Source organism: Cellvibrio fontiphilus (genome assembly GCF_042646205.1).
Taxonomy (GTDB): Bacteria; Pseudomonadota; Gammaproteobacteria; order Pseudomonadales; family Cellvibrionaceae; genus Cellvibrio; species Cellvibrio fontiphilus_A.
Window position 1 is genome coordinate 318,143 of sequence record NZ_JBHRTF010000001.1, and the last position, 24,679, is coordinate 342,821.

The 24,679-nt window shown below is 50.9% G+C and carries 20 protein-coding genes and 2 tRNA genes; 14 read left to right on the plus strand and 8 right to left on the minus strand.

Annotated features, from left to right (window positions below; translation table 11 throughout):
- Positions 1–159: 159 nt before the first annotated feature.
- Positions 160–2,655 carry an REC domain-containing phosphodiesterase gene (locus ACFODX_RS01400; protein WP_378115310.1) on the minus strand — a complete coding sequence of 832 codons (2,496 nt, stop codon included), beginning with the start codon at positions 2,653–2,655 and terminating at the stop codon, positions 160–162.
- A 230-nt stretch (positions 2,656–2,885) separates the two neighbouring features.
- Here ACFODX_RS01400 and ACFODX_RS01405 point away from each other — a divergent pair, with 230 nt between their 5' ends.
- Together ACFODX_RS01405 and hrpB are read left to right on the plus strand one after the other, a co-directional pair.
- Entirely contained in the window at positions 2,886–4,955 is a 2,070-nt protein-coding gene (locus ACFODX_RS01405) for a TonB-dependent receptor family protein (protein WP_378115312.1), read from the plus strand.
- A 118-nt stretch (positions 4,956–5,073) separates the two neighbouring features.
- A complete protein-coding gene (gene hrpB / locus ACFODX_RS01410; protein WP_378115314.1) occupies positions 5,074–7,497 on the plus strand; it encodes an ATP-dependent helicase HrpB in 2,424 nt (807 codons plus the stop codon).
- 12 nt (positions 7,498–7,509) lie between these two features.
- On the opposite strand, the gene ACFODX_RS01415 is transcribed toward hrpB, so the two are convergent.
- The 3 genes from ACFODX_RS01415 to ACFODX_RS01425 form a co-directional block, all read right to left on the minus strand.
- Entirely contained in the window at positions 7,510–8,307 is a 798-nt protein-coding gene (locus ACFODX_RS01415; protein WP_378115316.1) for an intradiol ring-cleavage dioxygenase, read from the minus strand.
- A gap of 248 nt (positions 8,308–8,555) precedes the next feature.
- Positions 8,556–9,218: a response regulator gene (locus tag ACFODX_RS01420; RefSeq protein WP_378115318.1), complete on the minus strand. Its 663-nt coding sequence runs from the start codon at positions 9,216–9,218 to the stop codon at positions 8,556–8,558.
- The gene (locus tag ACFODX_RS01425) at positions 9,215–10,747 is read right to left on the minus strand and encodes an ATP-binding protein (protein ID WP_378115320.1); all 1,533 of its coding nucleotides are present in this window, start codon (positions 10,745–10,747) and stop codon (positions 9,215–9,217) included. The genes ACFODX_RS01420 and ACFODX_RS01425 overlap by 4 nt, the downstream gene beginning before the upstream one ends.
- 211 nt (positions 10,748–10,958) lie before the next feature.
- Here ACFODX_RS01425 and grxD point away from each other — a divergent pair, with 211 nt between their 5' ends.
- Complete coding sequence (gene grxD / locus ACFODX_RS01430; protein ID WP_378115322.1) at positions 10,959–11,279, plus strand: Grx4 family monothiol glutaredoxin; 321 nt, start codon at positions 10,959–10,961, stop codon at positions 11,277–11,279.
- 84 nt (positions 11,280–11,363) lie between these two features.
- On the opposite strand, the gene ACFODX_RS01435 is transcribed toward grxD, so the two are convergent.
- A complete protein-coding gene (locus ACFODX_RS01435) occupies positions 11,364–11,672 on the minus strand; it encodes a hypothetical protein (RefSeq protein ID WP_324258201.1) in 309 nt (102 codons plus the stop codon).
- Between the two features lie 245 nt (positions 11,673–11,917).
- Between ACFODX_RS01435 and corA the strand changes: the two genes are divergently transcribed.
- Positions 11,918–12,874: a magnesium/cobalt transporter CorA gene (gene corA, locus ACFODX_RS01440; RefSeq protein ID WP_324258200.1), complete on the plus strand. Its 957-nt coding sequence runs from the start codon at positions 11,918–11,920 to the stop codon at positions 12,872–12,874.
- 112 nt (positions 12,875–12,986) lie between these two features.
- Here corA and ACFODX_RS01445 read toward each other — a convergent pair whose 3' ends face one another.
- The gene (locus ACFODX_RS01445; RefSeq protein WP_378115325.1) at positions 12,987–13,304 is read right to left on the minus strand and encodes a hypothetical protein; all 318 of its coding nucleotides are present in this window, start codon (positions 13,302–13,304) and stop codon (positions 12,987–12,989) included.
- A gap of 183 nt (positions 13,305–13,487) precedes the next feature.
- Between ACFODX_RS01445 and queE the strand changes: the two genes are divergently transcribed.
- Together queE and queC are read left to right on the plus strand one after the other, a co-directional pair.
- Positions 13,488–14,138 carry a 7-carboxy-7-deazaguanine synthase QueE gene (gene queE / locus ACFODX_RS01450; RefSeq protein ID WP_378115327.1) on the plus strand — a complete coding sequence of 217 codons (651 nt, stop codon included), beginning with the start codon at positions 13,488–13,490 and terminating at the stop codon, positions 14,136–14,138.
- Between the two features lie 121 nt (positions 14,139–14,259).
- Entirely contained in the window at positions 14,260–14,940 is a 681-nt protein-coding gene (gene queC / locus ACFODX_RS01455; RefSeq protein ID WP_378115329.1) for a 7-cyano-7-deazaguanine synthase QueC, read from the plus strand.
- Here queC and ACFODX_RS01460 read toward each other — a convergent pair whose 3' ends face one another.
- Positions 14,941–17,964 carry a bifunctional diguanylate cyclase/phosphodiesterase gene (locus ACFODX_RS01460; RefSeq protein ID WP_378115510.1) on the minus strand — a complete coding sequence of 1,008 codons (3,024 nt, stop codon included), beginning with the start codon at positions 17,962–17,964 and terminating at the stop codon, positions 14,941–14,943.
- 332 nt (positions 17,965–18,296) lie between these two features.
- On the opposite strand from ACFODX_RS01460, the gene ACFODX_RS01465 reads away from it, so the two are divergent.
- The 8 genes from ACFODX_RS01465 to ACFODX_RS01500 all read left to right on the plus strand — a co-directional run bounded on the left by ACFODX_RS01465 (position 18,297) and on the right by ACFODX_RS01500 (position 23,966).
- Positions 18,297–18,372 (plus strand) — tRNA-Lys (locus ACFODX_RS01465).
- 38 nt (positions 18,373–18,410) lie between these two features.
- Positions 18,411–18,486, plus strand: a tRNA-Lys gene (locus tag ACFODX_RS01470).
- 161 nt (positions 18,487–18,647) lie between these two features.
- The gene (gene nadA, locus ACFODX_RS01475; protein ID WP_378115331.1) at positions 18,648–19,721 is read left to right on the plus strand and encodes a quinolinate synthase NadA; all 1,074 of its coding nucleotides are present in this window, start codon (positions 18,648–18,650) and stop codon (positions 19,719–19,721) included.
- Positions 19,722–19,913: 192 nt separating this feature from the next.
- The gene (dapA, locus tag ACFODX_RS01480; protein ID WP_378115333.1) at positions 19,914–20,786 is read left to right on the plus strand and encodes a 4-hydroxy-tetrahydrodipicolinate synthase; all 873 of its coding nucleotides are present in this window, start codon (positions 19,914–19,916) and stop codon (positions 20,784–20,786) included.
- A gap of 36 nt (positions 20,787–20,822) precedes the next feature.
- Complete coding sequence (gene bamC / locus ACFODX_RS01485; protein WP_378115335.1) at positions 20,823–22,034, plus strand: outer membrane protein assembly factor BamC; 1,212 nt, start codon at positions 20,823–20,825, stop codon at positions 22,032–22,034.
- Positions 22,035–22,805 (plus strand): MBL fold metallo-hydrolase, encoded by a 771-nt coding sequence (locus ACFODX_RS01490; protein WP_378115337.1) that lies wholly within the window; start codon positions 22,035–22,037, stop codon positions 22,803–22,805. It begins immediately after the preceding gene.
- Positions 22,806–22,845: 40 nt separating this feature from the next.
- Positions 22,846–23,556, plus strand: coding sequence for a phosphoribosylaminoimidazolesuccinocarboxamide synthase (gene purC / locus ACFODX_RS01495; RefSeq protein ID WP_378115339.1), 711 nt, complete (start codon positions 22,846–22,848; stop codon positions 23,554–23,556).
- 134 nt (positions 23,557–23,690) lie between these two features.
- Entirely contained in the window at positions 23,691–23,966 is a 276-nt protein-coding gene (locus ACFODX_RS01500; RefSeq protein WP_378115341.1) for a PilZ domain-containing protein, read from the plus strand.
- An 80-nt stretch (positions 23,967–24,046) separates the two neighbouring features.
- Here the strand turns inward: ACFODX_RS01500 and ACFODX_RS01505 are convergent, their stop codons facing one another.
- The gene (locus ACFODX_RS01505; protein ID WP_378115343.1) at positions 24,047–24,589 is read right to left on the minus strand and encodes a leucine-rich repeat domain-containing protein; all 543 of its coding nucleotides are present in this window, start codon (positions 24,587–24,589) and stop codon (positions 24,047–24,049) included.
- Positions 24,590–24,679 lie beyond the last annotated feature (90 nt).

Below are 24,679 nucleotides of genomic sequence, written 5' to 3' on the forward strand. Positions count from 1 at the left end.
GCTAAATCAACACGGCGAGCAAAAGTGACGCAGTGGAAGCGCTCAAAGCGCGCAGCAAAAACAAGTCGCAAATATATAAGTTATTGCGATTATTGGCAAATTTGCCCTTTTTTGTCGCAGTTTCGCGCAGGTCGGTACTCAATCGACACTCTTGGGCTTTTAGTTGCTGAAGCCATTTCCCTGAACAAACTCTTTCGCAAAGATTATGTCGTTTTGCAAATGAAAGCCTTGGTCGGGCGGTTGGATAAAAAAGCCTTCAAATAAACGCACACCCTGCATCCAAAGGCTGGACAGATTGCGCGAGTTTTCAATTTGGGTGGCAATCACTTTAACCGCTTTGGCATTGGCGGCACTCACCAGATTTTTCAGCAGTTCAGGGTTGGTGCCGCTGCTGGTCAGGTTGGGGGAAAGGCGCAAATAGTCCAATGCTAGTTGGTCGATAACTTCCAGAATGCCGGGGTTTTCACCTGCCCGCGTCAGGCAGATGCCGCACTGTATGTTGTGCAGTGCTTTGGTGATCTCGCGGGTTTGATGCAGGTGATTGATCACCCAATTCTCCTCCAGCATAAACACCAGGCGTTCGCTGCCGCGCAGGCGCGAAGAGCGCAATACATTGGCGGCAAAGGAAAAAAAGGTGCTCTGCTGCAGGGTGTCTTCGGCCAGGTGAATAAACAGCGTCGCCTGTTCGCGGGTGGCACTGTTGTTGGCTATGGCACTGACGGCTTGCTGTAGTACCCAGCGATCCAGCTCTATGCGCTGGCTGGGTTTGCTGATGCGACTGAGGAATTGTTTGGCAGCAATGGCCTCGCCGCCTTCGCCTTTCAGGCGCAACAGCACCGAAAAGTGTTCGATGCGCGAATCTTCCAGGCTGATGATCGGTTGGAAGGCGAGGGATAAATCGCGGCTAAAAACAATCTGGGAAAAATCAGGCTCAACCTTGGTTAATACCGGAATGTTGATGATCTCGTCGGCTGGGGCGGCTGAAGTCAGGTCTTTTGACTGACTGGTCGCCGCGCTTGGTGTTTTGCCGGGTACTTTGGCTTCAAAATCCTGTTCCGCTTCGATCAGTGCTTGGTTGGCGGTTCCGAGGCTCGCCCTCAACGGGGCTATGCCGATACCCACTGCTAACTGGATTGGCTCACCGCCGGCGAGGTATCTGTGCGCAGCCAGATGGCGCTTGAGCTGCTCGGCTCGCTGCTGGTGAAATTCGGTGCTGCGTTTGCCTGCGAGTACACAGGTGACCATATTGGATAAGTCGATCCACTGTTCATCGCTGCCAATACAGTCGTCCAACTGCCGGCAGAATTGGTCGTGCAGGGTAATCAGCTCCACCATGCCTAGTTGCTGGCTCAGTTCATCCAGGTTGCTCACGCTGATGTAATAAAGCGCACTGGTGTGTTGGCCTTGACTGCCGCTTTGGATTTCGTCCTCCAGCACTGAGAAAAAGTAGCTGCGGTTGATCTTTTGCGGCAACTGGGTGTGGCGTGTTACACGCGCCACCCGGCTTTTTAAGGCTGATGTTTGGTTGAGTGCCTGTTCGCAGGTGTTGATCAGGTCAGTTGCTTCAAAGGGTTTGGTGATAATGGCGTTTACGCCTAGCGCTTTTATGTTGTCATGGAGGTTGGTGTCCGTATCTGCTGTTACAAATACGATGGGCAGCAATAAAAATTGCGGGTCTTGCCGCAAGAGCACCGCCAGCTCCATGCCGTTGATATCCGGCATATGCATATCCAGAACGACCAGGTCCGGCTTGAATTGCGCGGCCTGTTGCAAGCTTTGCAGTGGCTGCTGAACGCAAATAACGTCCATACCCGCATAGCGCAGGATTTCACTTTCCAGGCTTGCCATGTCGGGGTCGTCGTCCACCACCATCACCCTGTGGGTATGGTTGTGCTGACCAATAATTTGCACCAGCCGCTCAATTAACAGGTTCATGTCCAGCGGTTTGCTCAGGTAGTCGCTGCTGCCGGCACGCAGGGCGCGCAGTTTGGCATTTACATCGGTGCGGCCAGACATAAGCACTACTGGGCTGGTGGGCGGCAACAGGGTTTTGAGTTGATGCAGGTTGCTGAGGGCCTGTAAACCTTCGCGCTCGAAATTGGGGTCCATCAAGACAATGCTGGGCAATTCTTCATAGAGTCGCTGCACACATTGTTGCGGCGTTTCAAAATACTCCACTGCAAAACCCACCCGGCGCAAATAGGCGCTGCAGAGCGCGGCAAGGGTGCGATCCGGATCAATAAGGAATACCAGTTTGCCTTCTGCTTCCGGGTAGGCCTGTTTTTCGATAGGGGCCGGCAGGCTGTCTTTAGTGGTGATGCCCTGGGCTGTCGCCGTCATAGCGCGCGCTAAATGTTTAACGTGCTCTTCCAGCTGGGCGTATTCCTGCCCGCCAAAACTGCGCTCAAGTTCCTGTAATTCGGCGAGAAAAGCTTCCAGTTGTTGGGCGGCATCGCGCAGTTCCGGTAAACCATAACTGGCGCCGGCCTCGCTTTGTTTGTGCACAAATTGTTGCAGTGCATTAAACCCCTGGGTGCTCCAATTCATGTGGCGCAAATATCCCCAGATGTTATCCAAGTGCTGCGCGCGTTCGTTTAAGCTGCCAATAAAACGCTGGCGCAAAGCTTCAAGCTGTTTCTCAAATTCTTGCGGCATAGGCTCAGTCCTGTATTCCTGATTTTCAGTATAGAGGCTCCTGCGCAAAGTGGTATTGAGCGAGTGGCAAGGGTGAATGTTCGTTGTTGCTGTCGCTACAAATGTTGGCGGTGTAAAAAACCGTTTTGGCGGGTGAGACTTGCAACTGCTTTGCGCACAATGGCGCCCATTTTTGCTGATCTGTTTTTATTGGTTGCGCCCCTGTTTTTTATCACCCGGGATATTTGTCGATGTTTATACAAGTTAAGCCTTATCTATCTTTTATCACCCTGAGCGGCCTGCTGGTTCTTGGGCCGGTAGGCCATGTCCGGGCACAGGAAATGTTGGAAACCTTGATTGTCAGCGGCGATGCTCCTGCGCCAGCCCTGGCTGGCCGCATAATGTCAAATCAGGCGAGTGATTTTCACCCCGGTGCACGTCTGGACTCCGCCGAACTGCTGCAAAATTTGCCCGGCATACAGGTGGATTCGCGCAGTAATTACGCCCAGGACACACGTATCAGTCTGCGCGGTTTTGGCGCCCGTTCGGCGTTTGGGGTGCGCGGTATCGACCTGCAGGTGGATGGCATCCCCATGTCCACCCCCGATGGGCAGGGGCAGTTGGGCAGCGTCATTCTGGATAATATCCAGCGGGTTGAAGTGCTCAGGGGGCCAATTGCCGGCCTTTATGGCAACGGTGCGGGCGGTGTAATCGCCCTGCAAACAGCCGCACCTGAAATTACGCAGTTGAGCCTTGGTGTGGCGGCGGGCGATCCGGGTTTGCAGCGCCAAACCCTGGCCGGTGAGTGGCGTGAAGGCGCGGCCGCTGCGCGTCTGCAACTGGCCAATACCCAGGTCGATGGTGAGCGCCCTCACGCCTACGCCGAGCGCGAACAGGGGATTGCTCAATTGTATTACCGCACCGCCGGCGACTTGGATATCGCCCTTAAACACGAGCGCAACCGCGACCCGCTGTTGCAGGATCCACTGTCGCTGCGCCCCGATGAATGGCGCACTAATCCGCGCCAAACCAACCCCGTCGCAGAAACCTTTAATACCCGCAAAACCGTGGATTACGAACAGACCTCTGTCAGCCTGCGCCGGAGTGAGGGGCAAACCCGTTGGCAAACCTCCGTTTGGCAAGGTGAACGCGCTATTACCCAATATTTAGGTTTCCGCAACGGAGATACTACTGTTGACGGAATTCGCTTCCTCGGCAGCGGCGGCGTTGTGGATTTGGCGCGTGATTTTGCCGGTGCCAGCGCGACCCTGACCCAGGGTTTTGAATTGCTGGCTATGCCGGCAGACCTGAGTGTGGGGGTTGAATTGGCGCAAATGGAAGACAGCCGGCGCGGCTTTGTGAATAACAATGGCACCGCCGGCGACCTGCGCCGCCATGAATTGGGCAAGGTAGATAGTCTGGATGGTTTTGCGTTACTGCAGCTGACACCGATCAATGGGCTCTCGCTCTACTCGGGCGCTCGCCGTGGGCAAATGGATACTGAAGTAAAGGATTATTTTGTGGTTGCCGGCAACCCAGATGATAGCGGTGCGCGCGATTATCGCGAGACAGCCTATGCCTTTGGCAGCAACTACCAGCTCAATGCGCAGTGGGAATTTTTTGCCAGCCGCGGGCGCGGTTATGAAACACCCACTCTTACCGAGATGGCCTACAAGCGCATAGGTAGCGGCCTAAACACTGCGCTGGAAGCGGCAGTTAATTACCAAACGGAATGGGGCGTTAATTATCGATTGGATGATCGCCTTGAAGTAGTGCTGACTCAATTTGCCATCGACAGCAACAATGAATTGGTGGTGGATCAGTCAGTGGGTGGTCGCACCAGTTATCGCAATGCCGCCGCCACCGAGCGTGAAGGCAGTGAATTATTTGGTCGCTACGCGTTTGGCAGCCACTGGCGTCTGTTGGGCAGTGCGCAATTTACAGATGCCATTTTTGCCGCCGGTACACTGGACGGCAAACAGCTGCCCGGTGTGGCGCGCGAGCAATACCAACTCGGTTTACAATGGCTGCCCTTTGGCAGCGAAGTGCTGCAATTAGCTGCGCAGCTACAGCAGCGTTCCCGCGTATTCACAGCTGACGATAACGCCGTGGCTGCCCCCGGATATCGCACCTTTGACCTGAGCGCTCAGGGTGAGTACTCACTCAGTGCGATAAACCTGGGCTGGTGGTTAAAAATCGCCAACCTTAGCGATGAAAACTACGTCGGTTCCGTGGTGGTCAACCAAGCCAACGGCCGCGCCTTTGAGCCGGCTTTGGGGCGCAATGTCACCGCAGGAATAAATATGCAGTACGCTTTTTAGTGGTGTTTTAGTGAGTAGTTTTTAGTAAGCGGCGTTTTATTAATTCGCCAGCGGTGCAGTCCTGCCGCTGCGCTGTTAATAAGGCGCCGCGCTTGTTTATAACCGTGGTGAGATCAGCGTGACCAACCCTTTGCCCCCATTACCCGAACTGCCCCTCAGTGCGCTGCACGACGACTTTCTCGCCGCACTCAAGCACACGCCTCTGTTGTTGGAGGCGGAACCCGGTGCGGGTAAATCTACCCTCGCGCCTCTGTGGGTGTTAGCCCAGGCGCCTGCCGATCAGCAGGTGTGGCTGGTGCAGCCGCGCGTGCTTGCAGCGCAGGCCTTGGCGCAGCGATTGGCGCAACTCTTGGGCGAGCAGCCGGGGCAGCAGGTGGGTTATCAGGTGCCTTACGATGCCTGTATGGGCGCAGCCACCCGCTTGGTGTTAATGACACCGGGGGTGCTGTTACAGCATTTGCTGCAAAACCCCACGTTGGAGGGCGTGGCCTGTGTGATGCTCGATGAAATTCACGAGCGCAGTGTTAATCAGGATTTGGCTTGGGCATTTTTGCAGGAGGTGCAGATACTGCGCGATGACTTGCAGCTGGTGCTGATGAGCGCGACCCCTGACCCTGCACTGCAGCAACAAATCGACACGCGTTTATTTGCGGCGGGTCGCTGTTTTCCGGTGACGCTGCACTACCAGCCCGCCAAACAGGATGCCCGCGGCGCAGTGGAAAAACTGGACCAGCAACTGCTGCGCGCGCTGCGCGACTATCCCGCGTGGCAGCAGGCCTGTTGCTTGGTGTTTTTACCCGGTTGGCGCGAGATTGAAGACTGCGCCCAAGCCATCGCCCAGCAATTTCCTGCACACAAAGTTTGCCGCTTACATAGCCGTGTGGATGCCCGTGAGCAGCTGCGTGCGCTGGATCCGGCGCAGGGCGCACGCATTATTTTGGCGACCAATATTGCCGAAACCTCGCTCACCATTGCCGATGTTACGCTGGTGATTGATTCTGGCCTCGCGCGCCGCGCCGATTACGAACAGCGCACTGGCATTACTCGCCTAAAAACCGCGCGCATCAGCATGGCCAGTGCGAAGCAGCGCCGTGGGCGCGCCGGTCGGGTGCAGGCCGGTCATTGCATTCGGCTCTGGTCGCAGGATCAGCCTCTGGCCGCCGCCGATTTGCCGGAAATTCGCGCCACCGATTATTTGCCGCTGCTGTTGCGCATCGCCCACTGGGGCAGCCCCGCCAGTTCACTGCCCTGGTTGGAGGCACCCAACAAACTCGCGCTGGAATTTGCGCAGCAACAATTGCAAAAAATGCAGCTGTTGGATGCGCAGGGCGCCATCACCGCCGCCGGTGAAAAAGTCAGTGCCTTGGGTACTCACCCGCGCATTGCCGCTTTTTTATTGCTGCACAACACCACTATTCCCAAATCGTCCTTATTGCTCGCACTGGCGCTGCATTTTGAATGGGCGGGCGAGCAGGATTGGGTGCTCTGGTTGGATGCCGCAGCGCAGGAATTAACGCGCAATCGCCACTGGCAAAAACAACAAAAACGTTGGCTCGCGGCGCTGGGTTTGCAACAGGGTGAAGGTGAGGTTGATGCGTTATTACTGGCGCGCGCTTTTAATGATCGCATTGGTTTTAAACAGGAATCGGGGCGCTACCGCTTGAATTCCGGAATGAGTGTGGAGCCGCAGGGCAAGCTGGAATCCAATTGGGCGGTCTTTGTACTTATCAACAGCAAAGCCAAAAGTCACTCGGGCATTGGCGTTGCGCTGCAGCTAAATCAAGCGCAGCAACGCGAGTTGAGCCAGTTCAGTCACGCCTTGGAATTTAAACAACAGCGCTGGCAAATTCACCAAACTTGGCGCATGGGTGGCGTGGTAATTGATGAGCAGTTCCAGCCAGTCGCGCCAGAATCCATCAGTGCGGCACTGGTTGCACATATTCAACAGCTTGCGCGTGAAAAAACCTTGGCGCAACTGAGGTGGAGCGCTAGTGCGCTGGCTTTGCTGGAGCGCGCGCGGTTATTGGTGCGGCATCAGGTGATGGAGTTGCCCGCGCTGGATGATGAAGCGCTGATCACCAGCATGCCGCAGTGGTTGGCACCTTTTTTAACTGCCTCCACCCAGCTGGAGCATTTGCCCCTGCGGGATGGGTTGGAATTTTATTTGGGTTACGAACACTGCCAAAAAATCGCGCAGTTATTGCCGGATCACATCACCTTGCCCAGCGGGCGCAAAGTGACTATTGAATTCACCTGTGAGGGCAGCGCGCAAATCGCCGCTAAATTGCAGGAATTTTTTGGCTGCGAACAACTGCAATTAAGCGATGGCAAAATTCCATTAAAAATTCATTTGCTCTCGCCCAATGGCAGCCCGCTTGCCATCACCACCAATTTACAAACCTTTTGGCAGCAGGCTTACCCGGAGGTGCGCAAAGAAATGCGCGGCCGCTACCCGCGCCACCCTTGGCCGGAAAATCCGCTGGAGCATGAAGCTACCGCGCTCACTAAAAAGAAATTGGCGCTGCAACAACCGCCGCGCTAATACCGCCTGATGTTAAAGCGCTAAACCTACAACCAGTTCAGCAACATAACCTTCACTCAAATTGCCGGTGACTGTTGCCATTTGGTATTCCACACCATCGCTAAACACATTGTCGGCAGCAAAGCTGGTGACTGAAGTATTTTGCCCCTTGGTATAGAGCGCCGAATTGTAGACGGCTTGGGTAATGGTTTGCGGAAAAGCCAATTGTGAAATTTTACTGGATTGCGCATTGCTGTCGTAGGCGCTTAAAAAAATTTGAAAGTGAATATGGGTTATGCGCCCCGCATACCAACCCGGATAAATAGTAGTGAAATGTGCAGTGCCATTGGTGTCGGTATATTGCACGCCGCGGCAGTAGGTTGTTCCCGCTTCGCTGCCATAACCTGAATAGTTGCCATCCTTATCACAATGCCAAATATAAACGTAAGCAGAGACCGGCGTGCAGCTGTTGTTGACATTGACCAGTTTAAGTTTGAGCTGCAGTGGTACACCGGTTTTATCTTCCGCCACATTTTCACGCAAAATCATCGAGCTATTTAATAAAGTGGAAAGTGGGTAGGGGCCAATAGTTTCGGTGGGAATGACTACACAGCTTCCCGAGCTGCTGAGGGCAGTGCTTGTGGTTGTTGCGGAGGTGGCGGTGCTGTTTGTGGCACTTGCACTGCTGGTACCGCTGCCTGTTGTTGAACCGCCGCCACAGCTGATTAATCCGCTTGCACCCATCAAGCTGAAGAGTCCGAGTGTGCCCAAGGTTTTGCGGCGCCCGTTGTCTATTGTGGTGGTTGCTGGCACTTGAGGTTGTTGGTGCATAATTATTTTCCTGTGTTAATGAGTCGTAGCTGCAAAAAGTGAATGCGTAGCCTGAAGTTTGACTCAGTGCGCGGAAATTAATTTGCGATAAATTGTTGAAACAAATTTCAAAAATTGTTCAAACTTGATAAGTGTGCAAAAACTGTGGAACTTGAAAAATCAGCCATAAAAATAACCAAAAAACTGATCGTTGTGGGTATTTGATTTGGTTTTTGCCATCCATGGCGGTACTAAAGGCTTGAGCGGGGTTAGGGTAATTGCAGGCGATAACCGACACCGTAAACCGAGTGAATCAAGTCATCGCTACAAATAGGCGATAGTTTTTTACGCAGTTTGGTGATGTGTGAATCCATGGTTCTGTCGCTGACAATCCGATGATCGGTGTAGGCATTTTTGAGCAGTACATCGCGTGAAATAACTCGTTGTTTGTTGAGTAGCAAGGTTTCCAAAATACGAAACTCTATGCTGGTTAATTCCACACACTGTTCGCCCACGCAGGCATACTGGCGCTCTTTATCCAAATGAAAGCCTGACTCTTGGGGTTCGTCAGCTTTATTGCTGCGGCGCAGCACTGCTTTAACGCGGGCGATAACTTCGCGCGGGCTAAAGGGTTTACAAATATAATCGTCCGCACCTAATTCCAAGCCGAGCAGACGATCAATTTCTTCCACCTTGGCGGTGGTCATAATAATGGGTACTTGTGAAACCTTGCGCACTTCCTGGCAGATGCTCAAACCATCGCGTTTAGGCAGCATTAAATCCAATAGCACCAAATCCCATTTTTCATTGAGAATTTTTTGCAGTGCCAGCTCGCCATCGCTTACCAGCGTCGCGTTAAAGTTTTCACTGGCGAGATAATCTTGCAATATTTCACCTAAATCTATTTCGTCTTCAACGATTAAAATATTCATGCGGATTCCTGCAGGGGTAAATAAACTGATACTTTCAAACCACCCAGTTCGCTCTCGCTAATGTCGATGCGCCCTTGGTGGGCTTCACAAATGTTGCGGCAAATACTCAACCCTAAACCGGCGCCGCCAGTTTCGCGGCTGCGCGATGATTCGGCGCGGTAAAGTCGTTCAAATAATTTTTCATGCAATGCCGGATCTACGCCGGGGGCTGAGTCTTCCAACGTGAATACCGCTTCAGCACCAGTATCCATGCGATAAGTTTTTAATTCAGCGCGAATCTGGCCAGGGCTGAGGGTGTAATTAATACTGTTATTAAATAAGTTCAGGAACAGTTGGTGTAAACGCTCAGGGTCGGCAAAACATAACAGCGATTGTTTTGGAATTTTTACCTCCAAACCCAGGCCTTGTTGCGTGGCCTTGCTCTGCAGGGAAACCGCTATTTCCTCGATGATTTCCACCAAATCACATTCGCGCTTGCGGTAGGTCATAGCACCTATGTCGGTAAGTGAAAGCTGGTATAAATCATTCACCAAACTATTCAGCCGCTCTGCGTGCTTTTGTAAACGGGCGATGGATTTATTGTCAAATTTGCGTACTCCGTCCTCCAGTGCTTCCAGGTCAGCTTTTAACACTGCAATCGGGGTGCGCAGTTCGTGGGAGATATCGGCAACCCAACGTTTGCGCGATGTTTCACTTTGCGCCAGAGTATGAGCCAGGTGATTCAGGTGTTCCGCTAATGTAGATATCTCATCCTGCCCTTTGCTGGGTAAACGCTGACTGTAATCGCCACTGCTCAAGCGCTGTACCTGGGTTGCCAATTTTTTTACTCGCTGGGTCAGTAAGTAGGACAGTGGAATAGCGCAAGCCAGGGCGATGGTTAAACCTACCAATGCGGTTAGTAAAAAATGTTGCTGCTGACGCTTGGCAAATTCGTTGTCCCGTAAATCGCGCAGTGCCGGGTTCATCGGTGTGCCCAGGTAGCCAATGAGTTTTTTGTCCGTATCAAGGTTAATAAACAGCTCATTAAAAAAGTAAGTTTCATTGCGCCATTTTTTTCCGCTGACCAGATTTTTATTCTCATCCAGCAAAATAAAGCGTCGGAAAGGTTGATGGCGCAAAAAGTCGTCCGGGCGTTGCTCGCGTGCATTTTTTTGTGTGTCGCGACGCAATAAAAAAGATTGCAGTGGATTTTTTTCTTCGCTATCCGGTGCAAAAAAAGGATTTACATCCGGCGGTAAGGGCAAGGGGATGGGGCGCTCACTTCGCTGCCGCCAATTGGTGGTGTATTGCCAGACAAACATTTGCCAAAAGTCGCGATTGTTTTTAAAACTTTCCCAATTGCCAAACAATAAATAATGCTGCTCCAGCGCGCGAATTAATGTGGCGCTGCGCGCAGCTTCTTTTTGCTCCATGTAATTATTAAAACTTCGCTCAAAACTAAGGCGTGAATAAAGGTATAAGCCTCCCGTTAACAAGAGTGCAAAAAGTGCGAAGGCGATAAACACCTGAACTCGTAAATTAAACTTCACCGCGATAATTACCTTTAAAAAGACGGGGGCCGCTAAACCGGATTTTTACAGAATAAGCAAAAACCGGGATTTGGCAATCGCCCCGATTGGCCTAGCGTCACCGGCTGGGGTAAAATGGCAATACTTGAGCAAAACACTCGGATATACCGACCTTGCCCTGTCGCCCTCATTTCCCCTGAGTTAATCCTTAAAGATCATCGAGGTAGTTAAGATGGATGTGTTAGATACAATCAAGCAGCAAATTAGTGACAACGCCGTGATCCTCTATATGAAGGGTTCACCCAGCGCACCACAATGCGGTTTTTCTATGCGCGCGTCCCAGGCGCTCATGGCCTGCGGCCAGCGTTTCGCTTATGTGGATATCCTGAGCAATCCCGACATTCGCTCCGAGTTACCTAAATTCGCCAACTGGCCAACCTTCCCGCAGTTGTGGGTTAAAGGCGAGCTGATTGGCGGCTGCGATATCATCACCGAGATGCATGAAAAAGGTGAATTGAAACCGCTGATTGACGCGGCAGTAGCGGGTCAATAAACAAGAGCCTATCGCTGTATGGGCTCTTTATTAGTGTTGTTGTTAAGGGTTTGGTGGTGGTGGGCTTATCGATGAGCCCGCGGGTTATTGCAAAGCGAAATAAATCAGCAGCAGGGCGCCCAGCAGGCTCACCCCACACATTGCCAAACCCATGGCTCGCTGTCGGGCGCGCCGCTCTTCGTCATTTGCATCGCGCAACTGATGGGCGCGCCAGGCAAGATCTTTTGACTTAAGCAGCTTGTCACGCATTTGATTCAGTGCGGTTATATCTTCCAGCAGATTTGGTTCCGGGTTATCACCTTGTCGTTGTTGTTGGTCTTGCAGCTGCTTTAGCTGCTTGTCCAACTGTGCAACTTTGGTATCCAGCGCGGCTGATATCTGGCGAATATGCATAACTCTAGGCTCAAAAGGTGGCGGGCTAACCTTAGCAGAATTGCCACTGCTTTGCTGTCATGGGCTGGCAGTAGTTTGTGAGTGCTTCAGAAAATCTTCAAAAAAATAATTGTCTAGGCTGAAAAGCTAATAAAATACTTTAACTGTGATTGCACTGTGCTATAAAGCCGCCCCAAAATCGCTCGCCGGTAAGTTCCGGATTTGACGAGATACCTTAAACCTTGAGCTGCAGGAGATGAACAACGATGTTGAGAATGTTTAAAGTTCAAGGTAATACCCTGCGAGAGGATAAGGAATCGGATGAAAGCACACGCTTGGCGTTGCACAATGCGCTTTGGATTGATGCCCATGAGCCATCCGACGAAGAGCGCGACGAATTAAACGGTTTTTTGCGCGCAGAGCTGCCTGAGTCAGACGATGTTGAGGAAATCGAATTCTCCGCACGTTACTTTCAGGACAATATGGGAATTCATGTCCACTCCTTGTTTCTGGCACCGGGTGACTCGGGTCGTCACAGTACCGCTACGGTCGCCTTCATTCTCCAGGAAAAACGTCTGATCAGTGTACGCGATGGCGATCTTGCAGATTTCCGCTTGCTGCGTATGCGCGCGCGCGCAGGGCAGGTGCAGGTAGCGTCCCCTCAGGATCTGCTGGTAACTATGTTTGAGCAGAAAGTGGAAAACCTTGCTGACGCGCTCGAAGACATACATCGCAAGCTGGAGGACGTTAGCCACATGGTGCTGGAGGACGCCGATGCCGAGCTGGAAGATGCGATTGATCGGCTCGCCAAACTGGAGGACAGCAACGGTAAAATCCGGTTGTGTCTGATGGATACCCAGCGTTCTATTTCATTTTTGCAGCGTCACCTGCGCGAGTCCTTTGAGTTGCAAGAGACCGCCCGCGAAATTAAGCGCGATGTGGATACACTTATGTCGCACACTGCGTTTTTGTTCGACAAGATCAACTTTCTGATGGACTCGACCCAGGGTTTTATCAATATCGAACAAAACCAGATTATCAAAATTTTCTCCATTGCCGCCATGGTATTCCTGCCGCCTACTGTGGTTGCGAGCGCCTACGGGATGAACTTTGAATACATCCCTCACACCGATTGGAAATACGGTTTTGTAGTGGCTGTGGTGCTTATGTTGCTCTCAGCTGTTTTGCCTTACTGGTATTTCAAGCGCAAAGATTGGCTCTGAGTTATTTTTGTACCCCAATAAAAAACGCCGCAGCGATTTTGTCACTGCGGTGTTTTTTATTGGGGCTCCATCTTCAGCGAGCAGGCTTTAACGGGCGGGTAATCAAGTTGACCTAGTCTTCAACCCACTCCCAGCGCAGCGGTTGGCCAAAATCATCGAGAATCACTTTTTTGCGTGGGCGCGGCTTTTTGGGTTTGGTAATAAGTTGTGGTTTTTTGCGCGCTTCAATGGCGGCTACCACTTCCGGTAGTGGGGTGCGGTCTTCCTGGCTGGTGCCGTCAAATATGCTGATCAGAGGGCCGTTGGCATCTACTCTGCCGCTCAGTCCGCGTGGAACTTCGTTGACTTGTCCGCCTTGTTGCAGAAACTCCTGGATTTGCTCTTCCAGTTCCTGATGCAATTGGCGGCGGGTTTTGGTGGGTTTAATCATGAATCCAGAAGTAGTCTTGTAAAAAAATCGATGGGCTAAAAAAAACGGCATTAACCAGCATACCAGCGCGGCGGAGCTGAGGGCAAACCCTGTTGCTGCCCGATCCTCGCATCGGGAGCTGGCTTTGGGGTAAACTGCGCGCCGCTTTGATTTATCCCGCCCGCATTCAAGCAGTCCGCCGCCATGACCCAAGCCAGCCTAAAAATCACTGAAATTTTTTACTCGCTCCAGGGGGAGTCCAATACTGTTGGCCTGCCTACAGTATTTGTGCGCCTTACCGGCTGCCCGCTGCGCTGTGGCTATTGCGATTCTGAATACGCATTTTATGGCGGTGAGCGATTACTGATTGACGAAATTCTCGCCAAGGTTGCCAGCTTTAAGCCTCGTTACATTTGTGTGACAGGTGGTGAGCCTCTGGCCCAGCGCGAATGCTTGACCCTGCTGACCGCCTTGTGTGATGCGGGTTATAGCGTATCCCTTGAGACCAGTGGCGCTTTGCCGGTGGATGATGTAGACCCCCGGGTGATTAAAGTCATGGATCTGAAAACACCGGGTTCCGGCGAAGTCGGGCGCAACCGCTGGGAGAATATTCCTTTGCTGAGTCGGCAGGATCAGGTCAAATTTGTGATTTGTAGTCGTGAGGATTACGACTGGGCAAGGTTCAAGCTGGATGAGCATCAACTGGCAGAGCGTGTTGCCGAGGTACTTTTCTCCCCGAGTTTTGGCCAGATAGAAGCAGTTACTCTGGCGGAATGGATTCTCGCGGATAATTTGCCTGTGCGTTTCCAGCTACAGTTGCATAAATTGTTATGGAACGACACTCCCGGTCATTAATCGTGTTCGGCGCTTCCAGTTTTTCGGTGCTTTTATTGCTGTCGTGCATTCATTGCCATGGTGCTTTGTCATCCTGTGTTTAGCCCTGCTTACTTCCTTATCTGATGTGGTTGATTGAGTTATGTCGCAAAAAAAAGCCGTTGTTCTTGTCTCCGGTGGTTTGGATTCCACCACTGTGCTGGCTATAGCACGCAGTGAGGGATACGCCTGTTACTCAATGAGTTTTGATTATGGGCAGCGCCACTGCTCTGAATTGGCTGCCGCAGAGTGCACTGCCAAGGCGCTGGGTGCGGTTGAGCACAAGGTCATCAAGTTGGATTTGCGTGCGATTGGCGGTTCGGCGCTGACTGACGACAATATCGCCGTGCCCGAAGAGGAGACTGGTGGTATACCGGTGACCTATGTGCCAGCGCGCAACACCGTGTTCCTGTCCATTGCGCTGGGTTGGGCTGAGGTATTGGGCTGCGACGATATATTCATTGGTGTCAATGCGGTGGATTTCTCCGGCTACCCGGATTGTCGCCCGGAATATATTGCCGCTTATGAGGTCATGGCCAACCTTGCTACACGTGCCGGTGCCGAAGGCAATAAATTGCATATCCGCACACCGCTGATTCATCTGAGTAAAGCCGAGATTATCCAGCAGGGTATAGCCTTGGGGGTGGATTATGGTCTGACGGTATCATGCTATCAGGCTAACGATCTGGGCGAAGCCTGCGGCAAGTGCGACAGTTGTCGTCTGCGTAAGCAGGGGTTTGTGCAGGCAGGTGTGGCTGACCCAACCCGCTATCAGTTGATGTAATTATCCGCAGTAACCGCGCGCCCTGAGTTCCTGTTCAAGCTGCTCAAGTGGCATGGGGCGCCCAAAAAAGTAACCCTGAAACAAGCTGCACCCGTTCTGCTCCAGAAATTTCTGCTGTTCATCTGTCTCCACGCCTTCGGCAATCACTTGCAGATTCATGTTGTGCGCCATGGCGATAATAGTGCGGGCAATAATTGCGTCATTAGGGTCTACGGCTATGTCGCGCACGAATGTCTGGTCAATTTTCAGTTGATCCAGCGGCAAGCGCTTGAGATAGGACAGGGACGAGTAGCCGATACCGAAGTCATCCATCGAAAACCCTATACCGCGATCCTGCAATTGCTGCATTTTGCCAATACTTTGGTCAACGTTCTTCAGCAGTGAGCTTTCAGTCAGTTCCAATTTAAGCTGCTGTGGGCTTACGCCGCAGTCGTCCACAATCGTCAGCACGTCCTCGACAAAATTAGGCTGATTAAACTGAATGGGGCTCACGTTCACAGCGATATTCAAGTGGGCAAATTCGGGATGCTGCCGCCAGCGGATCAATTGTTGGCAGGCTTGCCGAATTACCTCGCGCCCCATAGGAACTATCAAACCGGTCTGCTCGGCAACAGGGATAAAGTCGGCAGGAGAAATCATGCCTTTTTGCGGATGTTGCCAACGCAATAATAACTCCACCCCAATTGCCTTACCTTGGGCATTAACTTGCACTTGATAGTAGGGGATAAGCTGCCGGTGCGAGTCGTGGGCGCTGCGCAAATCTTCCTCAATAGCAGCGCGTTTTTCCAAGTGCGATTGCATCATGGGATCAAAAAAGCGAATGGCATTGCGACCGCTGTCTTTGGCTTGGTACATGGCGGCATCGGCATGGCGCAACAAATCATCAATTGAATCGTTTTGGTTGTTGAACAGGCTCACGCCAATACTGATGGTGCAGTGATAAACCGATTGTCGCAGTGCATAGGGCAGGCTGATGAGTTGATGTAGCTGCTCCGCGCGTTTTTTGGCCTCCAGGGCGGCGTCTTGCGGGTTTTCTCCCAGATTATCAAACACCACCACGAACTCGTCGCCACCCAAGCGGGCAGCCAAATCCGAGCTGCGAATAATGCTGCTAATACGCTCCGCAACCTGTACCAGCAATTGATCGCCAATATGGTGACCGCGGGTATCGTTGAGTAGTTTGAAGTGATCCAGGTCGATAAACAGCAGTGCTGCATATTGTTTGCTGCGTGCACTCTGGGAGATCACTAATCTCAGGCGATCCTGCAGCATGCGGCGATTGGGTAAGCGGGTGAGTGGATCAAAAAATGCCAGGTTGTAAATCTTTTCCTGATCCTGCGCGCGACGCAATTCGCCGCCGATACGCTCGGCAAAAATCATCAACAGTGAACTTAATTGCGGAGAGACAGGGGTGGGGTGCTCGGCCATGGCTATTAAAATGCCAATCGGTTTGGCTTCTGCATTGCGGATACCGACACCAAGATAACTTTCTATGCGGTAAGCGCGAAACATTTCATCATCAGGATAATGACTTACAGCTCCTTCACTAACGTAGCAAAGGTTCTCGTCCATCACATCGGCGCAGGGGGTGTGTTTCAGGTCATAACTAAAATTTGGTTGGAGTTCGCCGCGTTTGAGGTAGGTGTGGGTGTGGGCTTGCATAGGGTTTTCAGTGTCAATCAGGCTGATTAACACGTGATCCGCTCCAACGGCCTCGCTCAGTGCGCGTAGCAGAGTGACAAAAAAGTCCGGTGCGGATGCGGCATCCGCAGCGGCAGCAGCGAGCGCCAAATCCAGTCGTTTACGCTCGGTAATATCCTGAATTGTGCCCTGTAGCAGAGGGGGTTCTGCCCCGCTGCTTTTATCGGCTTGTAATTGAACCCAATAAGATTGGCTGCTGCGGGTATCCAGGCGCACATCCAGCGACAGTGGCTGCGGTTGTTCCAGAGCAGATTTCAGCGCGACCTGTAACAACAATCGATCATCAGGATGAATGAATGTATCGATAAAGCCCTTCATCTTGCCATTCAGGTGTTCCTTGGGTAGCCCAAACAGTGTGTGAATGGACGGGCTGAGTTGATAGTCATCACTGAGCGGGTTCCACTGCCAGTGCGCTAGTCGCGCCATCAGTTGAGCATGGGCCAGTTGTGCTTGTTGTTGCTCCTGATGGAGGTCGGATTGCACCAAGCGGTCGTAACTGTTGGAGATGGTGATGTGAGCCGCTGTGATCATAAAACCGAGAATGACAGTGCCAGCGGTGTACAGCCAGATTAACCAAAAACTCAAGTGAAGGTTGGGCAGGACAAAGGGCCCCAAATTGTTGACTGTGGCCCAAATGGCGAGGAAACAGAAGCCGATAGTTGTCAGGGTGCTCCCAAATAAACCAAACCATAATGCGGCCCAGGCAACGCATACAAAGGTGATAAAAACGATGGGAAGGTGTGCGCCATCTGCATAGTTGTTCAGCGGAAAACAAATCAGGCCCATTACCAAACTGGTTGCCATGATCATAAAAAAATCTTTTTTGCGCTTTGCTACCTTTTCGAGATATTTGCGATTCATATTGACGAGCACGGGCATCGCTAAAAAGACCCCCAGGCTATCGCCCATCCACCAGGCAATTGCAATATATGCAGAGGTTTCCAGTGATAATTGATGATAGACACCCAAGAGGCTGGAACCCACCAGTGCTGACAATGTCATGCTCAGCGCAGCGAGCAGAAAAAAACCAATCGCGTTGCGGCGATCAAGGCTCGCGAGGTCACAGTTGAAATGCTTCAATAGCCAGACGGTCGCCAGTGGCGCCAGTGTATTCCCGGCAGCAATCAATAGATTCAACAGCAGGTTGTGCCCTGAACTTATATTGATAATCAGTGCAGCCAGAAAAACACATGGCCAAAGTTTGGTGCTCCACCTGTAAAGGGCAGCCGCCGCTATGCCGCTGGGCAGCCAAAAGAGCGTCACCTTGGCATTTTCAAACGGCACCAATAGTCCCAGCAAGCCAGTGGAAACATAAGCCAACACTAAGAACAAGCAATGGCTTATTTTGACTTTACTAGCTCCAGGTGTATTTTCTGCGAATTGCGCAAGCGGCATGCGTGAATCTCATGAGTGTCTGTAAACCGGGCTTTTCCCAGTGAATGATAGGTCAGAATTTGCCCATCGGGACGTAAAGTTTGCTGTTGCCTCAGGTGTTGCGCCATGCGCCAGAGCAAATGCTGGCGATATTGTTTGATTGCAATGCAAATTGTTTTTTGTTTGAGCGATTGCTGCCAATCTTATTGAGCATGATAAAAAGTTTCAAAAAAACGCTTGTCTTTTTGCATCAAAACCTTATTATACGCGCCTCGCATTTAGGGTCGTTAGCTCAGTCGGTAGAGCAGTTGGCTTTTAACCAATTGGTCGCTGGTTCGAATCCAGCACGACCCACCACTTTCAACACGAAGTTGGGGAAAACAAAATGCGACTGTGGGTCGTTAGCTCAGTCGGTAGAGCAGTTGGCTTTTAACCAATTGGTCGCTGGTTCGAATCCAGCACGACCCACCACTTATGTAATTCTCTAAAAGGGCGCTTGTTAGCGCCCTTTTTTATTGCGTCGAAGTTCTTCCGCGCGCAGTTAATTTTCCCGTTGAGAATATCGCGCTGTGATAAAATCTGGCGCAATTTTCTTGCTTGCCGTGCGGCTAAGTGACCACCGAGGCAATTTTATGTCAGAGCTTTTGAATGTGACCGAGCGTGTAAGTCTCGCTCCGCGCGATCCCAATGCGCAGGATTTGGTAAAACAACACCTTGCGCGCGCTTGGAGTGCGCCGCAATACACGCCGGAACAAGAGGCGGAGTACAAGGCGCGTATCAAGTCCCTGCTGAAACAGCACAATGCGGTATTGGTTGCCCATTACTACACTGATCCTTTAATTCAGGCGCTGGCGGAAGAGACGGGTGGTTGTGTATCCGACTCATTGGAAATGGCCCGCTTCGGAAAAAATCACTCCGCCGATACACTCATAGTTGCAGGTGTAAAATTCATGGGTGAGACAGCCAAAATTCTCACTCCTGAAAAACGCGTGTTAATGCCCACGCTTGAGGCTACTTGTTCATTGGATCTGGGTTGCCCTATCGAGGAGTTCTCTGCTTTTTGCGATCAGCATCCTGACCGCACCGTGGTGGTTTACGCCAATACTTCTGCCGCAGTAAAAGCCCGCGCTGATTGGGTGGTCACCTCCAGTATTGCTTTGGATGTTGTCGATTATTTGGATCGTCAGGGTAAAAAAATCCTCTGGGCGCCGGATAAGCATCTGGGTGCTTATGTACAACAAAAAACCGGTGCAGATGTTTTGTTGTGGGACGGTGCCTGTATTGTGCATGAAGAATTCAAAGCCAAGGGTGTGGAGGACTTAAAATTGCTCTACCCGGATGCGGCGGTACTGGTACACCCGGAGTCGCCCAAGGCGGTAGTGGATTTGGCTGATGTCGCAGGCTCCACCTCGCAGTTGATCAAAGCGGCGCAAACATTGCCTAACCGTGAGTTTATCGTGGCAACTGATCAGGGTATCTTTTACAAAATGCAGCAGTTGAATCCTGATAAGGTTTTTCATATAGCACCAACGGCAGGCAGTGGTGCGACATGTCGCTCTTGTGCCAACTGTCCCTGGATGGCGATGAATGTGTTGGATAATCTTGCCAGTGTGTTTGATCGTGCAGATAACGAGATCCATGTCGATCCGGAATTGGGGCGTCAGGCAATGATCCCGCTGCAGCGCATGCTCGATTTTAAAAAGTAACGCTCGCTTAAAAAACCAAGTCGTGATTTTAAAAGCAATAAATAGGGCGCGATGGTGCGCCCGAGTGGGGTTTAGCTTGTTTCGGTTGGCCCCACTCAGTACCATTGCGCCTTTCGTGCAATGACCTTCATTTTCTTCTTATTTCCTTATTTATTTGATGCCAGCTTTATTTGCTGACTAACGGAGCTCCCGATGATTCAAGGCAGTATGGTTGCCCTGGTGACCCCCATGCATGCAGATAACTCCCTGGATTGGGCGAGTTTGCACAAATTGGTGGACTGGCATCTGGAGCAGGGAACCCATGCGATTGTTGCCGTAGGCACGACCGGTGAGTCAGCCACGCTGACGGTAGAAGAGCATCTCGCAGTCATTAAAAAAGTGGTAGATCAAGTTAATGGTCGTATACCGGTGATCGCTGGAACCGGTGCCAACTCGACGTCTGAAGCTGTTGAGCTTACCCAAGCAGCAAAAGATGCAGGGGCGGATGCTTGCTTGCTGGTTACTCCCTATTACAACAAGCCTACCCAAGAGGGTTTGTACTTGCATCACGCGCACATCGCCCAAGCGGTTGCCATACCACAAATCCTGTACAACGTACCGGGGCGCACCGGAGTGGATATGAAACCGGAAACCGCTCTGCGCTTGGCCAAGATTGCCAATATCATCGGTATTAAAGAAGCGACAGGTGATCTTGAGCGCGCTCGTTTATTGGTAGCGCAAGCGCCATCAGATTTCGCGATCATCTCTGGCGATGACGCAACTGCGGTTGATTTAATACTTTTAGGTGGTAAAGGGGATATTTCTGTCACAGCGAATGTCGTACCTGCTGCCATCGCGCGTATGTGCGAATTGGCCTTGGCAGGTAATGCTGAAGAAGCCCGTGCAATCAATCAACGTTTGTTGCCTCTGCATACCGCCATGTTTGTTGAATCCAACCCTATTCCGGTTAAATGGGCTGTGGAACAAATGGGTTTGATTCAATCGGGTATTCGTCTGCCGCTGACGCGTTTGTCAGAGCAGTATCACCAACAGCTTAAAACAGCTATGCAGGCAGCTGGTGTTTAACCGCCCCCTGACGTGCTGTTGTCGATGAGAAGATTCATGAGTTTATATAGCGCAATGACGATAAAAATATCTGCTTACCGCATCAATCGCCCGCTGCAGTTGTTGCTTGTTGCTTCTTTAGGGTTCTCCCTGTCTGGGTGCGGTATGTTTTTTGGCGATGAGGGGGTGTTTCGCAATCGCGAGAGCGACTACCTCAAGGCCGATAATATCCCGCCACTGGTTTTGCCTGCTGGCAAACATTCTGAAGCTATGGGTGAGCTTTATCCTATACCGCCCATTACAGCGACTGATTTTGGTTATGATCCAGACTCCATAGATACAGAAGTGCCGCGTCCCATGCCGCTTTCTGCAAATCTGGAGCAGGAAAATGTAAAGATCCAGCGCGTTGGTGGTGAAAGCTGGATATTGCTCAATGCTGCTCCCGGTGAGGTGTGGCCACGTATTCGTAACTTCCTGAATGTCAATAATCTTCCAGTGAGTCGTGCCGATATCAGTCGAGGCATTATTGAAACCAGTTGGTTGCAATTCAAAACTGACTTGGCTACCTATGATCGCTATCGCTTGCAGATTGATCAGGGGGTTCAACCCGAGACTACAGAAATTCACATTATCCACATGAGTGTTCCTGCCAGCGAAAAGCCTGCCGCAGAGATGAACTGGCCGCGTAAATCCGTAAATGCGGAGCGCGAGAAGTGGATGCTGGACGAGTTGGCCGCTACTTTGGCCAGTGAGACGGCAGAAGGTGGCACATCTTTGCTCGCACAAGCAATCGGTGGTTCGGTAAAAGCCAATTTGACGATGTTGCGTGGTGAGCCAGCCATGTTAATCAAACTTGATCGCACCCGTGCCTTTGCCACATTGGCTTATGCAGCCAAAAAAGATGGCTTTACAACCTTCGAAGCTGATGCGGATGCAGCGCTTTACTATGTTCACTACAAAGATCCGGAAGATTCCAAGCCCGGATTTTTTAAGCGCCTTTTCAGAATTGGTTTGAACCCCAAGCCACCTACAACGCCTTACAGCCTGGCTCAGATAAAAGCCAACATGTTGACGGGTGACGAGTTTGAAGCTGCTCCGCGCTCAGAGCGCAAGAAAGAAAAAGTATTGCCCAAAGCGCCCGGTTATTTGATCGTTATTACCGGCGATAACAACGATTTTGTGGTGCGTGTTCGCGATCCTTACGGTAAACGCTTACCTACCGGTGAGGCGCGCCACTTGGTGACTTTGTTGCGTAAAAATCTGATCTAAATGTCAGGGCCTTTTAGATTTGCGTCGCTGGGCAGCGGCAGCCGTGGTAATTCGACGCTGGTTGAATGGGGCACAGGCACGCTGCTTATCGATTGCGGATTCAGCGTCAAACAGGCCAATGAGCGCTTGTTGCGCTTGGGGAAGCGAGCAGAAGATCTGACCGCTATACTGGTTACCCACGAGCATACCGATCACATAAAAGGTGTTGCAGCCATGGCGCGCCGCTATGATTTGCCGGTTTATATGACGCCTGGCACCTATCATAGTCGCAACATGGGTGAGCTGCCGGATCTACGTTTGATTGAGGCTTACCAGCCATTTGAACTCGATCAGTTGCAGGTTACTCCCGTAGCAGTCCCTCACGATGCACGCGAGCCATCACAGTTTGTGTTTGAATATGCAGGTAGACGTTTGGGTGTCCTTACTGATTTGGGCAGCATAACTGCTCACGTTGAGGCGCATTACCAAAATCTGGATGCAATGTTGTTGGAGGCTAATCATGATCCGGCAATGCTGGCTTCGGGCGATTATCCTACTTCACTCAAACAACGTGTTGGTGGTTTGTGGGGGCACTTGAGTAACCAGCAGGCCGCTGGCTTCCTGCAGCGTTTGGATTGTGCGCGTTTGCAACACTTGGTGATTGCTCACATCAGTCAGCAAAATAATTCGCTGGAGCTGGCGCAAGCCGCTTTGGCACCCGTCACGGCGGAGGTCAAACAAGTGACTTTTGCGTGTCAAAACCAGGGGTTTGACTGGTTATCTGTTTGTTAAATTCGATTTATTACCTTTACCTTAAATAGCAGGCCCATTAATGGAAAAGCGCGAACAACTCTACGCTGGCAAAGCCAAATCCATCTTCAAAACAGATGATCCAGATCATTTGATTATGTTATTTCGCAATGATACCTCTGCCTTTGACGGCAAGCGTATCGAGCAGTTGGATCGCAAAGGCATGGTGAATAACAAGTTCAATGCCTTCATTATGGGTAAGTTGCAAGCAGCCGGTATTCCTACTCACTTTGTAAAACTCCTGTCTGATACTGAAGTGCTGGTTAAGACCATGGAGATGATCCCGGTAGAGTGTGTAGTGCGCAATCTGGCTGCTGGTTCGCTGGTGCGTCGTTTAGGCGTTCAAGAGGGATTGGAATTAAATCCTCCTACTTTTGAGCTGTTCCTGAAAAATGATGCCTTGGGCGACCCCATGGTTAATGAATCTCATGTGCAATCCTTTGGTTGGGCTACCCCCGAGCAATTGGCGCGTATGAAAGAACTTACTTTTAAAATCAATGACATACTGAAAGCCCTTTTCGCTGAAGGCAATATGCTGTTGGTTGATTTCAAGGTGGAGTTTGGTTTGCATAAAGGTGAAGTGATTCTTGGTGATGAGTTCTCGCCCGATGGCTGTCGTCTGTGGGATAAGGACACCCGTGAAAAGTTGGATAAAGACCGCTTCCGTCAAAACCTGGGTAATGTGGTCGAGTCTTACGAGATGGTAGGTCAGCGTTTGGGTCTGACCTTTTAGTTGTAGTCGCAATTGGAAATAGGAGGGGGCTTCGGCCCCTTTTTTGTTGCTGCTGTGTGTTCTGATAATTAGAAACTATAATCAACAAGTATTGATCATTGCTCGCACGCGGAGATTGAAATGGAGATGCTATTGTGAACGAACGTCGCGTTTTTGAACGCACCTCAACATCAGTCAGAGTTGAAATGTCCAATCCCAGTTTTGGTACCATTGTTGGTTTTGCTAAAGATATTTCAGATGGTGGGGCCCAGGTGCAAATTGAAAATCAAATTTGCCCACCAGTTGGCACTGAAGTAATGGTGAAGTTTAAAAAAGCAGTTGGTGCTATTAATGCCGAACCAGTACGCATGCGTGTGGTTCACCAATTGCGCAATACTATAGGGTTGATGTTTGTTCGCGGTGGTAATTAAGCGCGCCAATGCGCGCTTTAATAATCCATTGATACCTAAGCTCGAATGACGTTGGGTTCGCCTTCCTTCTTTTGCCTGTTCTAATTTATGCACTGTTCGGGCGCTAAAACTTGTGCAGCGGTTTTGGTTAGATTAGTAACTACTTGTTGCAAACTCTTGCAGTTTAACTGGTCATTTTCTTGTAAATCCAATTGCTTTAAATGCAGCAAATTCAGTAAAGCAGTTGCATCCTTTATTTGGTTTCCATTGAGCTTCAAATTTTCCAAGCGACCGAGCATCGCTAGCGTTGCTATATCATCAATTTGATTTTCTGCCAGATTTAGCTCTTTAAGTGCAAAGAATTTTTCCAACCCTTTTAATGATTTAATGGCTGCATTGCTGCAATTGAGAGAAGTTAAGTCTTCTGCTCGAGTGATCTTTTTATCGTAAATAGTTTGCTCTACACAATCGAATAGTCGTTGATCCGCAATCGTGTAATCTTTAAAAATTGACGGCGGGACATACACCAGGTTGTCATTCACACTGACTGAATAATTTTTGCACCCGCTAGCGAGTAGGCTGCATAACAAAGTACAAAATATCCAAAGATATTTTCCTGTGGAAAGTGCATGTTTGCTCTGCATATTTGCGTACCTTGTTTGTGATAGCGGGGGATAGAAGAGAAATGTTAGTTAACGAGCAGTTTCTTACTTTAATCAGATAATCCCTTGTCA

Excerpts from the sequence above, each read along its gene's own strand:
- ACFODX_RS01400 (WP_378115310.1), bottom strand. The coding sequence starts at position 2,655 with ATGCCGCAAGAATTTGAGAAACAGCTTGAAGCTTTGCGCCAGCGTTTT.
- ACFODX_RS01405 (WP_378115312.1), top strand. The coding sequence starts at position 2,886 with ATGTTTATACAAGTTAAGCCTTATCTATCTTTTATCACCCTGAGCGGC.
- ACFODX_RS01415 (WP_378115316.1), bottom strand. The coding sequence starts at position 8,307 with ATGCACCAACAACCTCAAGTGCCAGCAACCACCACAATAGACAACGGG.
- ACFODX_RS01420 (WP_378115318.1), bottom strand. The coding sequence starts at position 9,218 with ATGAATATTTTAATCGTTGAAGACGAAATAGATTTAGGTGAAATATTG.
- grxD (WP_378115322.1), top strand. The coding sequence starts at position 10,959 with ATGGATGTGTTAGATACAATCAAGCAGCAAATTAGTGACAACGCCGTG.
- ACFODX_RS01435 (WP_324258201.1), bottom strand. The coding sequence starts at position 11,672 with ATGCATATTCGCCAGATATCAGCCGCGCTGGATACCAAAGTTGCACAG.
- corA (WP_324258200.1), top strand. The coding sequence starts at position 11,918 with ATGTTGAGAATGTTTAAAGTTCAAGGTAATACCCTGCGAGAGGATAAG.
- ACFODX_RS01445 (WP_378115325.1), bottom strand. The coding sequence starts at position 13,304 with ATGATTAAACCCACCAAAACCCGCCGCCAATTGCATCAGGAACTGGAA.
- queE (WP_378115327.1), top strand. The coding sequence starts at position 13,488 with ATGACCCAAGCCAGCCTAAAAATCACTGAAATTTTTTACTCGCTCCAG.
- queC (WP_378115329.1), top strand. The coding sequence starts at position 14,260 with ATGTCGCAAAAAAAAGCCGTTGTTCTTGTCTCCGGTGGTTTGGATTCC.
- nadA (WP_378115331.1), top strand. The coding sequence starts at position 18,648 with ATGTCAGAGCTTTTGAATGTGACCGAGCGTGTAAGTCTCGCTCCGCGC.
- dapA (WP_378115333.1), top strand. The coding sequence starts at position 19,914 with ATGATTCAAGGCAGTATGGTTGCCCTGGTGACCCCCATGCATGCAGAT.
- bamC (WP_378115335.1), top strand. The coding sequence starts at position 20,823 with ATGAGTTTATATAGCGCAATGACGATAAAAATATCTGCTTACCGCATC.
- ACFODX_RS01490 (WP_378115337.1), top strand. The coding sequence starts at position 22,035 with ATGTCAGGGCCTTTTAGATTTGCGTCGCTGGGCAGCGGCAGCCGTGGT.
- purC (WP_378115339.1), top strand. The coding sequence starts at position 22,846 with ATGGAAAAGCGCGAACAACTCTACGCTGGCAAAGCCAAATCCATCTTC.
- ACFODX_RS01505 (WP_378115343.1), bottom strand. The coding sequence starts at position 24,589 with ATGCAGAGCAAACATGCACTTTCCACAGGAAAATATCTTTGGATATTT.